This is a genomic window from Arthrobacter sp. P1_A5 (genome assembly GCF_056406825.1).
This window is the reverse complement of record NZ_JBFTZL010000023.1, coordinates 16,004-30,384: the sequence shown is the minus strand read 5'-3', so window position 1 is coordinate 30,384 and position 14,381 is coordinate 16,004. Positions and strand designations below refer to the sequence as shown.

Annotated in this window: 7 protein-coding genes; 1 reads left to right on the top strand and 6 read right to left on the bottom strand. The window is 59.4% G+C overall.

What is annotated here, in order from left to right:
* Positions 1-11 precede the first annotated feature (11 nt).
* Positions 12-1,361: an endonuclease/exonuclease/phosphatase family protein gene (locus AC1D1S_RS06450; RefSeq protein ID WP_476994010.1), complete on the bottom strand. Its 1,350-nt coding sequence runs from the start codon at positions 1,359-1,361 to the stop codon at positions 12-14.
* 346 nt (positions 1,362-1,707) lie between these two features.
* Here AC1D1S_RS06450 and AC1D1S_RS06445 point away from each other — a divergent pair, with 346 nt between their 5' ends.
* Positions 1,708-2,388, top strand: a complete 681-nt coding sequence (locus AC1D1S_RS06445; RefSeq protein WP_476994009.1) for an acyltransferase — start codon at positions 1,708-1,710, stop codon at positions 2,386-2,388.
* Here AC1D1S_RS06445 and AC1D1S_RS06440 read toward each other — a convergent pair.
* The 5 genes from AC1D1S_RS06440 to AC1D1S_RS06420 form a co-directional block, all read right to left on the bottom strand.
* Positions 2,374-3,792 carry a hypothetical protein gene (locus tag AC1D1S_RS06440; protein ID WP_476994008.1) on the bottom strand — a complete coding sequence of 473 codons (1,419 nt, stop codon included), beginning with the start codon at positions 3,790-3,792 and terminating at the stop codon, positions 2,374-2,376. The genes AC1D1S_RS06445 and AC1D1S_RS06440 overlap by 15 nt on opposite strands.
* A 281-nt stretch (positions 3,793-4,073) precedes the next feature.
* Positions 4,074-4,922 (bottom strand): hypothetical protein, encoded by an 849-nt coding sequence (locus tag AC1D1S_RS06435; RefSeq protein ID WP_243177138.1) that lies wholly within the window; start codon positions 4,920-4,922, stop codon positions 4,074-4,076.
* Between the two features lie 69 nt (positions 4,923-4,991).
* Positions 4,992-8,828, bottom strand: coding sequence for a CDP-glycerol glycerophosphotransferase family protein (locus AC1D1S_RS06430; RefSeq protein WP_476994007.1), 3,837 nt, complete (start codon positions 8,826-8,828; stop codon positions 4,992-4,994).
* Between the two features lie 86 nt (positions 8,829-8,914).
* The gene (locus AC1D1S_RS06425; RefSeq protein ID WP_476994006.1) at positions 8,915-12,544 is read right to left on the bottom strand and encodes a bifunctional glycosyltransferase/CDP-glycerol:glycerophosphate glycerophosphotransferase; all 3,630 of its coding nucleotides are present in this window, start codon (positions 12,542-12,544) and stop codon (positions 8,915-8,917) included.
* Positions 12,545-12,772: 228 nt separating this feature from the next.
* Entirely contained in the window at positions 12,773-14,380 is a 1,608-nt protein-coding gene (locus AC1D1S_RS06420; RefSeq protein WP_476945996.1) for a TIGR03767 family metallophosphoesterase, read from the bottom strand.
* Position 14,381 lies beyond the last annotated feature (1 nt).

Sequence of the window (14,381 nt, the reverse complement as noted above, 5' to 3'; positions counted from 1 at the left end):
GGAACTGTCTCCTAGGGGAGCTGGACTGTCGCTTTGACCATGTTGTGGTCAGAGGGAATGGTGCCGATGAAGTTCCCACTCGAATCGACATTGACCACAGTGCGCCACTCGACCACGCGCATCTTGGACGTGAAGATATAGTCCAAGTAGGTGCCGTTGCCCCATGAGTTGCGCGCGTTCGCGAGACGGTTGAAAGCGTTGAAGCTGTCGTAGTTCGCACCCACCGTCTTCTCAGCTGTCGCCGTTCCACTGGGCAGATCGGAGGCATACGTGTTGCCGAGCGGATCAATATATCCGGCTGCAGTCAGGACGTCGTAAGGGGCATTTGTCGGTGCTGTCCACTTGTGCGAGTTCAAGTCACCGGTCAAGAGCACGGGGAAGTTGCTGGGATTCCGTTTCTTGACTTCCGCTGTGATGGCTTGTGTCTGCCGCTTACGCAGATCCTGGAGGTCAGTTCCGCCGCCGGGCTCCAGGTGCGTGTCGCCGACAAAGAATTTCTTGTTTGTCGACTTTTGGGTGAAGATGCCCCAGGCCAAGTAGCGGGGGTTGTCTGTTGCCCGGATTACCGGAAGTGCCAGGGAACCCTGGCTGACCAGGGACACCTTGGAAGCATTGTAGAAAAGCTTCGTGCCCTGCGAAGCGCCCTTATCGGCGTACACGCAGGCAGTGGGCGTAGTGTCCTTCACGCAGTTATTGCGCTTGTTATTGGCCAGCTGGTAGTTGGCGCCGGCCGCCTGGAGCCGCTCTTGGAGATCCTCAAATTGGGAGACCCCACCTGGCCTTGAGTCATCCTTGAGCCACCCCTGGGAAGCTTCCTGTACACCCATCACGTCTGGCATTTGCGCCTTGATATTGGCGACGACGGAGGCCCGGCGACCAGCCCACGTCAGTTCATTGGCGGCTCCCGCGAAGCAGTTGGCACACTTCACGTTGTAGCTTGCAATCGTTAGTGGATTGACCACGGGGGCTATCACGAGTGCAGCCTTTGTTTTGGCGGTTATGGAGGCTGAATACGGGCTTAGATTCGTAGTGCCGTCCGCAGAGATGACCCTGACCCGAAAGTAATAGGTGGTGTTGCTTTTAAGTCCGCGCATCTCGGTGGAAGTGGTTGTGTACCGGTTGTAGGTCGAGTCCGAAAAGTCGGCTTTGGCGGAGTACTGGACACGATATCTCGGCGCGCCGCTAACAGCGTTCCAGGAAAGGAAGACGGACGTGCTTGTTTGAGCGGGCGACTTGAGACCAGATGGGGCCGGAGTGGCGGCATTTGCACCGGCGGCGCCCAAAGGAAGGAGGAGTATTGCCATGATCAGAATAGAGAGCGGACGAAGACGAAACGTTGAGCCGCGACTGTTTGTTGGCATGCGAGACCTTATCAATGGGACGTTGGCACCAGAAAGGCACGAGACGGTGCGAGTAAATGCTGCGCTTAGGCGATGCAAGGTGCTGTGGGACACCATAGTCTGGCACGCGCTAATCCATCAGCACAACGCGCAAGGCCATACTGTGATTTAGCCCTCAATTGCTCACACCCTGCTCTTGGATGATAAGTGCTCGTTGACCATTCGCGGGCCATATTGCGGAAAAACTGCGTTTCACCTGAGGTTTGCCGACTCCCATTCTCCTTCGGCCAGCACGTGCCTGGGACCGCACTGCGGTAAGGTTGCTGATGGTCCAGAGAGCGGGCATTAGAGACACTGAGGGACAGCAATGACGGTAATACTGAAGGGCCAGGACATCCGGGAGTACTCGGACGCAAAAGGGAACAGAATTGTAGGGTCGCCCGCTTGCTCCCCTGGCGCCTCGATAGAGTTCAAGGGCTCCAATTGCCTGGTCGTCTTTGGAAGCGGATCCAAGTTCGGCGGATCAATTGTTTTTCACCGGGACAACTCATCGGTGACGATGGGGGTGTGGGCCTGGTACCGGGGCCGGATCACCTTGGGCCTGGACTGCACTGTTTCAATGGGCGACAAGTTTTACAGCGGGTTTGACCTGCAGATAACGACGGCGGAAGGCGCAAACATTACGTTCGGCGATGATGTGCTGATCGCCAACCAGTGCCGCATCCGCGCTGACGATTCCCACCCGATCTATGACGGCGTCACGGGTGAGCGCATCAACCATTCCGAGTCCATCACGGTCGGTGACCATGTGTGGATAGGCCAGGAAGTTTTCGTGATGCCTGGCTCTACGATCGGCAGCGGGTGCGTGATCGGGGCACGAAGTGTTGTCACACGGTCGCGTCCAGTCCCGCCGTTCACTCTCGCCCTGGGGTCGCCGGCCACGGTTCATCGCGAAAAAATCAATTGGGTCCGCAAGCATCTCCAAATGAACGAGATTCCGGAMACCGTCCCTTCGATCTTTTCCGCTGATGAGCTAGTTGGAAGCTAGGCCCTCAGCCACGAGTCCGACAGCGGGATTGTCGTCCGGCTCCTGGCCCCTCACATAAAGATTATTGATAATCCGGAGAAGCGCCGAAGCAGTCGCGCTCGGAACCGCCTCAAGTCGAACTCGCGCGACGATATATTTCCCCGACCTAAAAAGGCAGCCGGTTTGGGAAACCACTCTCTCCAGTAGCTTCTGGCCGACCGCATCTCTGGCATGCAACTTGACAACGATGTCATCGTCGGTCAGTACCATATCGATCGCGACTCGCCGACGGCTCCATTCCATGTCCAGGACCAGGCAGCGAGTGGAATAGAACCATAGCTTTGTGGCATGCAAACCGAGTGTCTTGTCCTGCTCCAGTATCGCCTGAAGTGCAACCAGGGTTTTGTGGGGGACCACCAGCATGGGACTATCCGCAGCGACTGGACCGTCAACCTCAGCTGAATCCAGGTCAAAGGCATGCCTCACCGCATCTACGAGGGCTTGATCGGTCCTTTGATTACTTGGCGTGAACTTTCGCGTGCCCGTTCGAGACCGCTTCCAGTCAGAACTAATGGCCATGAAGTGTCGGTGCATCACGTCTGTGGTCTCTGTGGTGTCGGCGCCCGGGACGCCATGTGTTTTCCACTGTGCTACTTCGGGGATATCGGCAGGCCTTGCTGCCCACTTGGCAGTAGCGTTCCCCCTCGAAATGTCATAGGTGGAAAAGTCCGAATGCCGGGGGACGCGTCCGGGCACGGCCGACGTCTTTTCGATCCATCGGCCGGGGTACCGGAGCACCGGAGCCGACGAGGAGTCCAGCACGTCGAAAACGGATTTCCTGTCGTTGGCCAGGACCAACTCGTCGACATCTGCGTTGATGACTGCTTTGGCCGAGGGGAGAAATCTCCACCGTGCGTGTTCCATAATCCCGTATTCACAGAAATCCGAGTCCCAAGGGGCATCGTTCAACCCGTCCCAACCGCCGCCCTGGGGGCCGAACTTGAAAGGCCAGCGCACGACTACTACTGACGTGAGCCCGTCAACGGATCCGACAGTCTGCAGGACTTCCTCAGGTGAGTAGGCAGTCGACCCGTTATCGTAAATCAGCAGGCCGGTGATGCCATGGTGCTTGACGTGGAATTCCGCCCAATCGCGGATCCAGATCAAGTGGTTGTCTCTAGACTTCGTGAACAGGACATTCAACCCGGCGAAAACTTCTCGCAGGTCGGGGCCTACGGAAGTAGAAATCGAGAATTCATCCGACAAGATCGAAATGAACGTGGATCCCTGCGGCGACTGAAGAAATGACCGTTGCGTGCGGTCCATATCTTCAAGATGCGCCGGAAGAATACGGCCACTGTCGTCAGTGAATTCAGCGCGATCAAGCGCCGCCTTCAAATTGAGGAGCGGTGGTCCAGAAAGCACGATTCTATCATCGGATTGAAAGACGTCGTAAAAGAGGGTCGTAGAATCGAATTCCTCACTGTAGCTGTGTTGTCTCTGATTGAGGGGCCTGGGCGCGGATCGCACCAGAGGAGTCGCCCCGGCCATCRTGATTGAGGATGGCTCTACAACCATCCGAACATTTTGTTTGCGCGCCATGGACAGCGTTCGTTCTCTCTCCGCATGTGAAAATTCTTCAAATCGACCAGACGGTTCTTCGCGCCTGGTTTCCAGCTCCGCGAATAAACTTCTTTGGATTATTTCTATCCGGGGCCCGCCAGGAGTCCTCCGTGTTTTGGACCGAGCTTGAAGTGTTTGTCCCTGTGGCCGCTTCCGTCAAAACCAAACCCGTTGGAATCCTCTCCAAACCGTGGTGCAAGTCCCTCGGCAAGTATTGTTAGGAGGGAAACGACGAACGGAACATTGTAGTGGAGCGTCTGAAGATGATTTCGGGTCAGATCTGACGCTGTCGAAATGAGACTAAAATTCGAGTAACGGCGGAAATAAGGCAGAACCTCATCGAGATAATCTATGCAATGGGGATCGTACGGAGAAGTGATCAGGTATATGTTTCGATCTCTGTTGGAGTCGGACCGGACAACTTCCGGAACTAATGAATTCAGCCACTCGATGTCCGTCGCGAGCGTATTGCCGCTCATGTACTCGATGATCGCTGTTCTTTTTCGATTCAACAGGTAGGAGCCTATGGCGAGCTGGGGTGTTAGGGCCAAAATATTCTTGGCATTGCACCTAATTCCAAGACGCAGTGCGGCCGAACCGCCCTTGGACATCCCCACCATCGTGCAGTCGCTGCTGCTCAGGCCCAGTTGATCTATTACTTCAGCGATGAGCTGCGAAACCGCCACCTCGATTTCGAAGTTACGATTCTCTGTCAGGTAATAGGAATATTCCGCGCCAAAGTCGTCGTAGATCCAAAGGAGATTGGCCCTGTTGTGGGCCAGCAGTGGACCGTCGTGGTCGAAGTCAAGCCAACTTCTATCGGCGCGGATGGAGGTAAATATGACAATGAGGTGCTTAGCCCCCTTCCGCGCGGCTCGAAACTTGAAGTTTACGGGACGCGCGGAGGATGTATAGGGACTAACCAACTTCATGTGGACTTCTCATTCCTTCCGGGAACTTCGCTACTGACAGTATCGTGGTCGCGGCCTGCCGCAATCCAATTAGACCCTGGCCGGGTCCCCTTCAGTGAGATTGTGGGTCAAGAACTGGTTCAGCGCGCTCGCAACGTAGGTCGAAGGATCAAAGTGTTCATGGGGAAGCTCGCCACGCTCGGCTGCTGCCAGCCCCGCAAGCAGACCGTCCTCCGAGTTCTCCACAATCAGGCCATAGCGGTCCTGCAGGACATCCCGCGGTCCAGGCATCTCGGTGCAGACAATCGAAACACCCAAAATCATGGCCTCAAAGAGGACCATAGGTTGGCCCTCGTGGAGAGATGACAGGACGAAGCAATGGGCGTGCTTCAGCGCCGGGTACGGATTCGCCCGCTGGCCGGCCAGCCAGATGTAGTCGGAAGCCTTCTGGCCGACGATCAGCTTCTCGAGTTCATAGCGGAGGGGCCCGTCACCGACGATCATGAGCCTGGCTCCGGGATGGGAGTCGTGGAAACGCACGAAGGCCCTGATCAGTTTTCGATGGTCCTTTTCCGGGGACAACCGACCAATTGCGATGAAGTTGTAGAGTCCGCCCTCGAACCACTCGGCGATGTCGCTGTCGAGGGGTTCCGCGGCTCCCTTGTTAACCTGGCCCGGGTCGATCTGGTTATCGCAGTGGGTGAACGCTGTGCTCTCGAGGGCGTAGGGTCCGGCCAATTCGCGGCGGTTCCTGTCGGAAACGCTGGACGCCACGGAGATGAGCGCGTCGAAATCACGGTACAGCCGGAAAATGATTTCCAGCACGGGGAACTTCATCAGCTTTTCGTTGGCCATGTCGTTGTGCATGTAAATCGATTTATGCGCATGGTCCGGACCATAGGCCACCAAACTTGACCAGTACGGCGCATACCCGTCGAACTCGATGACCGAATCAAACTGGCTGTCACTGAAGATTCGACGGAATTCACGGGCAAAGGACGAACGATAAATCTGCCACTGTGCCGCTGAAGGCAGGTCCAGGTTCGCCGTCAACTTTCGCGCGATCCAGCGTTCCTCCGGTGTGTGGGACTGGACACCGACCTTGCCGATGATCTGGACGTGGTCAGGCAGTTCCCGGAATTTTTCCAGCCTCGCGGGATTGGCTGCCAGGACTGCAGGTTCAACTACCAGGACGGCACGGAAACGCGAGGTGTCCAGACTGGAGACCAAGTTCCGAAAGGACGTTGCAATGCCGTTAGGGAGCAGTCCGTGGTGGAACAGGAGAGTGGTCTTCTCCTCGGCAGGTTCATCAGCCAGTCCGTCGGGGTCGTCCTCGAGGAAGAACCGGACCACTCTCTTGGCGGAGTTGCCATCCTCCCAGGGGCAGAACTGATCCTTGGCAGCCAGATACCGAGGATCGGAGACCGGATCACTAGTCAGCGAATTCTGGATGCTTGCCGCGAGATCCGACCTTTCCCGCACGAGGGTGCCGGGCATCTCCTCCATGTCGAAGTAGAGACCGCGGTCCTGTGAGTAGTCGTCCAGATCGAAGGTATAGAAGACGATAGGCCGGCCCGTGGGGAGGAAGTCGAAGAAGATGCTCGAATAGTCCGTGATGAGCACGTCCACCGCGGAAAGCAGGTCATTCGTGTCGATATCACCGGGGACAATCGAGGAGCCGGCATCGAATCCGTCGAGGAGTCCCTCCGTGAGGCGGTGGGCCCGGAAAAACAAGTGATGGTTGGCTCCGCGCATGGCGGCGAGGTCTTCCTGAAGTTTGCTGGCGTCGACGAATCTGTCGTCCGAGGCGCCGCGCCAGGTGGGAGCGTAGAGAACCACCGGCTTCGAGTCATCCGCGGCGATGCCCAGCTGGGACCGCAATTGAAGGCGTTTGGACTCGTCAGCGTTTACCAGGCCGTCAATTCGTGGTGAGCCTGTGACCGCAATCTTGCCCCGGAAAAGGCCCTCAATGTCGTGGCGCTGGATCAAGGCCTGGGACGTGTGGCGGTTCGGACTCATCATGTGGGTTGACTGCAGGAAGTTCCTGGCGATGTTGGCGTGGGCGACGGGACCGCCGGCCATATCCCGGCCCAGGGTCTTCAACGGTGTCCCATGCCAGGTGTTGAGGTACTTCTGGCCATCCTTGCGGATGAAATACGGCGGAAACGACACATTGTTCACGAGGTGTGCGGCTGAGGACAGGACTCTCTTGTACAAGTCCGAGTTTGTCTGGACAAACCTCACATTCTTTCGGCCCCGGAGACGATCGGGGATGTTGTCCTCATTGTTAATGGCCCAGTAGTGACTGAATTCCTGGTAACGCGGATCGGAGCAGACCTCGTCGAAAAGTGCCAGGGGGTGGCACCCTATGGAGGAGCCGTGGTTGCTTTCCCACAGGATGATTTTCGGCTCCAGCGGAAGGGTCTCGTAGTACTCAACGTACTCCAGGCTGTTCTTCTGAGCCTTGTTCTTCAGGTAGCTTTCGACGTCGATGCCATCTGATGTCTTGAAGATCCGCATTTGACGGAAGGCAGCACAGGCGGATGTGAAGTCCCCGATCCGGTGGCGCGCGACGCCGAGATAGTAAAAGGAGCGGGGACTGAAGTCATTGTTCCGGGCAACGGACTCAGCGAACGCGGATTCTGCGCTGTCCCAGGCGCCGAGCAGGGCGGAAAAGTCGCCGGCACGCTGCATAATCTCGGACGACTGTTTCGCCGCCAGTGCCGGCACCATTTGGTGCAGTAAATCCTTGAGGTGTGACCCGTCACTATCCTCTGCGGCGTTTGGGCTGCCGGCGGGCGACGGCGGCACCGGGTAGGACGCTGAGACCAGGTAATACTCACACGCCTGCTCGGCCCGACCGGCTGTCTCCAATGCGTAGCCGGCTCGATACGCCCAATATTTCTTGGATGCATCCAGCCGCCACGCGTCCCCGTAGGCTTCTCCGGCTTCAAGCCACTGGAAGTTGCGCTCACGGGCAAGCCCCAACTTATAGTGCCAGTACGGGACATCCGGCTTGAGTGTGATTGCATCTTCGTACGCTTTAGCCGCCTCGGCCCATCGGTAGCACCGGTCAAATGCCAGCCCGACCCGGTAGGCCACCTCGGCATTGGCCGGTTGCCTGCGCAGCTGATCCTGGTAATGTCCCAGYGCCTCTACCCACGCGCCCTTTTTCTGGAAGAATGCACCGATACCCACGACGTCTGATTTGAAATTCTTATCGTGACTAACGGCCAGGGCGTACGCTTCGTCGGCTTTTTGGGTCTGGCCACTGAGAGCATTGGCGTGTCCCTCGTAGAAATACCATTCGGCGTTCCCTGGAAGAATTGCGTTAGCTTCGGCGTAGGTCGCCGCAGCCTCCCCGAAGCGTTTCATGCCGAACTGTGCAGCCCCGAGCTGGGCAAGCCATGCGGCATTGCCTTCATGGGCTTCTTTTCCAGCAGTCAGAATTTCCAGTTCCTGCCACAATGGGCCTTTGTTTTCCCGAAGACGTGTGAGCTTTTCCGAGTGGTAGTCAGGGTTCCGTCGCTGTGCCAGGACAAGGGCCAGTTCCGGCTCAGATATAGCGTATGCAGCCCGCACGGCGCTTAGCCTTCGCTGCCAGCGGTCCCGGTGTGGCTCCAGCTCAAGTGCAATGACGTAGTTTTCGGCAGCGTCCGCCAAGAGCCCCAACTGTTCCTGGACGTAACCGAGCCGGTAGTGCCATGAAGCCATGCCATGTTGCAGCGACGTAGCTGTTTGGAGGTGCGTCGCAGCCTGATCGAACTGCCCGAGGTGGAAGTGGGCATGCCCAAGACGGAATGCCAGTTCGGCGTCGGCGCCTGCTGCCCCGGCGAGCAGGGCGGTGTAGACCTCGACGGCCGTCTCCCACTCCATCTTTTCCTCGAGAAGCAGGCCATGTTCAATCGTGTTTTGCGCTGGGCTCATTTGTAATGGGTCCTAAATTGGTTGCTGCCGTGTGGCATGACCGGCTGGCGGTGGCCATTCCGGTATTCCTGTGCTGTCGGGTGCGACTAGTTCTCGCGGAGGGACGGTGAGCTGTCAGTGCCCACCATCAGCGGTTCGCTCGGGCCATTCGGCCAGAGGGCATCGAACACGCGCGCCGTCGCCTGCCCGTCGCAGTAGGGCGCGAACATCTTGACGAACGTTTCGTATTTCGGGGCGAACTGGCGGGAGACGTCCGTGATGTTCTGGATGGAATGAACGACTTCCTCCGTCGTGCTGAGGAGTGGGCCCGGAGCCTTTCCCTCAAGATCGAAGTAGAAGCCGCGGGTCGAGTCACGGTACTGCGCGATGTCCGGGGTCAGGAAGATGATCGGCTTGCCCGTCACGCAAAAATCGAACATGACGGACGAATAATCGTTCACCAGGATGTCTGCGGCGGTGTAGAGGTCGTTGACCTCCGGGTACTCGGTCACATCGATCACAAACTTGTTGGCCGCCGTCTGCCGCTGGCTTGCGATGTTGTGGTGTCCGCGCAGGAGCAGCACGTAATCACTGCCCAGCTGCTGCTGGGCTTTTTCGAAATCGAGGTACGTGACCATCTCGTACTGCCTGGAGGCGTTCTTTGCATCGTCGCGCCAGGTGGGAGCATAAAGAATCGCGGTCTTGCACTCGGGGATGCCCAGCTTGGTCCGGATGGCGGCCCGGCTCTGTTCCATCCGTTCGGGGGTAAGGCTGTCATTGCGGGGATAGCCCTCGGTTACTACCCGCCCTTCGAAGCCGAAGCAATTTGCAAGGACCCCGGCGGCGTATTCATTCTGCGCCAGGAGGGCATCCCAGTACTCCGCCTCGCGCCACATGAGGTTCCAGTAGGAGAGGGAGAAGCTCGTCCGCGCGACGTCGTTGCCCAGCTTCTTGAGCGGAGTGCCATGCCAGGTCTGGATGTAGACCTGACCTTCGCGCTTACGGAAGTAGAACGGGAAATTGTTGTTGTTGATCAGGATCCGGGACTCGGTCAGGAGCTGGTACCAAAGGCGGGAGCCGATCAGCACCGGTTCGGTTCCGGCCGGCACTGGCACCGAGAAATCAGCGACGGCCCAGTACATCGGCCACTGGCTGCTCCTGCGCTGGAACTCTTCCAGAAGGCGTCGCGGGCTGTCCGTGGCACGGCGGCCGCCGAAGCACATGAACAGAACGGCGTCCTTGAGTTCATTGCTCCCGGCCAGCGTGACCGGAGTGCGCAGCGTCTGTTGCTCGAACCTTCCCACCTCGTCCGCCGCGAACGGCGGACGCAGGTGGATAGTGAGCGCACCGTTTTTGGAGGTGCGGCTCACGCCTACCTCCAGCCGGTCCGCGTCCATCCTTGCCGGCATCTGCTTCTGCAGACCGGATGACGCCGGGATCCAGTGGCCGAGGGTGTCGGCGACTCCCGGGGAAACGAACCGCACGCTGTAGGCGCCCGCCTCGGGCATCACTTCCTCGCCGCCCCACGGGTTCTGCGGAAGCAGGAAATCGGCGGTGAACGCATTGCTTCCATCGTTGGTGCGGACCTGCAGGACAACGTCCGTCGCCGGGATGACGGCCTTCCCGCTGGAGAGGACAACCCGCGGTGCACGGATGACATGCATGTCCGCTGTGCCTGCAATGCGCAGGGTCCGCTTGTCGGCTGAGACTTCGACGGTCGAAGCAATGATTCGGCTCTTGCGCTCTTCGACGGTGATGAAGCCGTAACCGGTCAGTCCCAGCCTGAGGCTTCGCGTCTGATCCGAGCGGGACTCCAACTCCGCGGTTCCCTCCGGCCACGCCACCGGCTGCGGGCCCTTGGCGCCGCTTTCCAGGCGCAGCTGCCATTCATATTCGGTCGTATTCCCGGCGCCACTGCCCAGCGCCGGGACGTTGATGACGTAGACAGCCCGGTTTCCGTCAACTTCCTGGAAAGTCGCAGTCTTCCGGATGCCAAACTTTCGGCTCTCGATGGATACTTTGGCGGGAACGGGGGCCCCGTCAGCGGCTTCAACAGTCAGCCGCAGGGTTCGCCCGGTGAGGTCCACGGATGTCGCCACGTAGAGCGGCGTCACCGGAACGAAGGTCAGGCCAGTGGTGGCAGCGCGCATCTCCACTGCCATCCGGGACGAGCCCACCATGGGCCCCACGGGCAACTGCCCGGTGGACCCGGTCAGGTCACGGAGCCTCAACGGCGCTGCGATTGTCCGGCCGCCGGCGCTGACAGTCAGGAGGACGTGCCAGTTGGCGGGCGCCGTGGCCTCATCGTCTGCCAACATCACGGCCGGATCGATGACAGCACTGAATCCTGCCTCGGCGTAGGACGTCCAGTTGTCGTTGGACTGCCAGTCGATGGACTTGTCGGAGTGGCGCTCCACCGCCAGAGCGACTGTCGCCCCGCTGCTGGCGTTGACCAAGGACGCATGGATGGAGAGGCTGCCGTCAGCCGGGTCCACGGAGGAGATGTACGCATGCCCTCCGATCATCAGCCGGCCGTCGGGCTGCCAGTCGAAGTGAGTCATCCTGCTCACCATTTGAAGATCGTCATCGCTGCAGGCCAGCAGATCCGGATCGTAGCCTGAAAGCTCAGCCAGGTACCGGGGTTGCGCCAGGATCCCGGAGTCCGTAATCAGCGTCGGAAAGCTGGAACCGTAGTCGCTCCGGTGGTTGCAGATTCGGACTACGTCCGCGCGTGAGTCCGTGAGCACGGCGGAGAGGATCAGCCGGTTGTGGATCCGGATGGCATTCCAGTCCAGATCCAGGCCGTCGCTGAGGCGCAGCACGGTGGCGTGCAACAGATCCCAATACTCGGGTTCCGTACGCGGCACGACCTCGTAGTAACGGAAGAGCCCATTGCCCAGTTCTCCGGATAGCCAGCGCCGGTAGTGGTCAGGAGCCGAGACCGTGTTGACCACGGAGGCCAGGGCCTCAAGCCGGTGCAAGCGGTCACTGAGGTACTCCGTCTGGCACAGAAGCTCGCGGGCAGGAGGGCGAACTGCGGAGTCAATGGACGTGTTTATGACCTGGGCATCAAGAATGTCGAATGACTCGGCGCGCATGTAAAGGGTCGCGACTGCCTCGTACTGCCAGTGCTCCCGGGCGAGTGCAACGTCGGCAGTGGCCGAGATCCAGAAGTCACGGGTGAAAAGCTTGTTGGCGAGTGCACCATCGAGCAGTATCTCCGGCACGTCCGCGACGGCCGCGGCGGCCCGGGGTTCAGCGTGGATCTCCCGCTGCCAGGATGGGGTGGTGCTGGACTTGCCCTTGGATATTCCTGTCATGCCGACGGCGAAGGATGAGCCTGTCTCACGCAGCGACCGGTACATGATGTCCAGGCCCCGGTTTTCGACCACGTCGCCGGCCGTGAGGAACATCAGGTACGGGGCCCGCGACGAAGCCACAGCCCGGTTCCGGGCTTCCTCCTCGCCGGTGCCGGGCAGGGCGAGGTACTTCACACGGCCGTCCCGCCGCACGAACGCCTGTGCGGATGTTCTGCCCAGGCCGGCCAAGGACGTGTCGACGACGATCATGTCCAGTGCGGACGGCTGCTGGCCCACCACGCTGCGCAGCGTGGCCTCCGGATTGGGAGCATAGTCTGTGACCAGGACGACAACAGWGAGCCGCGCTAGCTGAAGGCGTGCAACCCCCGTTGTCCCCAGCATCCGCTGGACCCGGGCCAGGTTCGCGGGGTGTGCCATTCTCCGGAACTTGGTCTGCTGCTCCTTGGGCAATGCCCGCCACACACGCCGAAGGTTCCTCTTAGCCGTGGCTTTCAGCGAAGCTATTGCTTGGCTCTGGTCGTGACCTGGCATTGTCTGATTCGCTTCTTTCGTCTGTTCCAACCGGTGGTTGTAGCTTCATGATCTTTTGGTCCGAGTAAATCGTTGCACGAGCGCAAACGCCCGACCGCTGCCGGGCAGTCTACGTCAGAACGGTTTCAGCAGGACAAGGTCAACATTCTGGTCTCCGGCGCTTCCCCGCACGGCCTCGACATCAAGCCCTGGACGATTCATGGAGAGCTCAAGGCTCAAGGCCGCAAGGGAACCCGGAGTCTGGCTTTCTCCGTACGTCACGCTGTCGGGCTCAGAGTGGTCAACCAGAGTCGCCACGATTGACAGGGTCCCGTCGCCGTTGTCCAGCAATTCAACAATTCTCGATTGCTGCGGATAGTCAATCAGCGAGGCTGTAGTGATTTCCCAGAATCCGCCATGCTCAAAAATGGCTTTGTGCGGTGTCACCCGGTGTTTGTGGCCGTGACCGTTCACCCAGGCGACCACGTTGGGAAAACGGGCGATGAGTCGCAGGACCTTCGATCGGCTCAGGAAAGTGGGCCCGTCGCCGGACGAGGGCTGCTTGGCGGCAAAGGCTGACAGCGGGTGATGGCCAAACAGGATTACGAGACGGTCGCCGGCCTTCGAGGTGACGAGTTTGCCCTCGGCATCGTAGAACTTCCCGGAAACCCGCTGCAGTTGTTCCTCCAGCCAATCCGCCTGGGCGGCGTCCAGCGCCGCCTCAGTGCCGCCGTCGGGACTTGCGGTGTTCAACATGATGCCGACAACATCCGGCGACAGGTCGAACGTGTAGCACGGATCGGCCCGGGAACCCTTGCCGGAACCGGAGCGGAACCGTGGATTTCCTGCGTCCTTCGGCCACGCGTCCATAAATTCCGTCTTGCTGAATGCGCGCCGAAGTTTCGATGGCGGCACTTGTCTCGACGGCAGCGAAGCGATGAGGCTCCGGCGTTCACTGTCATTGGAGGTCCTGACTGTTTCCCAGAAGTCAGTCGTGTCCATGCCGGACGGCAGCCGGGTGGGCAGCCGGTCGCCGATTCGAAGAGCACCGACGAACTCGGCTTTTGGAGAAATGGGACCGGACGCCGGCTGGCCGGATTCATCATGGTTGCCGACGCCGATGTACCAGGGGAAATCCGAACCTTCCGCCGCTATCGGCTGCAGTGCGGCCGAGAGATATCCCGGAATTGTGGGATACCCATAACGGCTCTTCCACTCATCCGGAGACCTCAGCGTGGATTCCGGTTCGGGATGCCAGATGTATTTGGACAGTTCCACCGGGGCCGGACCATGATCCTGGATCCCCTCGTACACTCCATTCGGAGACGACGTCACGGGACCGCCCTTAACTACGCCGATCGCCGCCGACAGTTCACTGACGGCAAAGGAGTTCGTGAGGTCGCCCGTAATTACCAGGCAGTCCAGAGCCCGGTCGCTGACCGGTCCGCGCCCGATGACATTCATTTTGCGGACCATCGCGTCCAAGACATGGGCGGTCAGAAGGTCGTGCGGGCGAAACTTCCCCGAGTTCGGAAATCCGTCCGAGAAGTCGAGGTACTGCCAAAGAAAGGACAGTCTCCCCGGACTGGCCGCATCCAGCACATGACTATCAGTCAGGTGCCCAAAAGCAGCCAGCCCGCTCCTCGCGCCGTTTGCCGGGCGTATGCGGGCACAAAGCTCCTCGCGTACCTGTGCTTCGATACCCGGACCCCGTGTGAGCCGCCGGTAGGGAAGCTTCGACACC

Excerpts from the sequence above, each read along its gene's own strand:
- AC1D1S_RS06450 (WP_476994010.1), bottom strand. The coding sequence starts at position 1,361 with ATGCCAACAAACAGTCGCGGCTCAACGTTTCGTCTTCGTCCGCTCTCT.
- AC1D1S_RS06435 (WP_243177138.1), bottom strand. The coding sequence starts at position 4,922 with ATGAAGTTGGTTAGTCCCTATACATCCTCCGCGCGTCCCGTAAACTTC.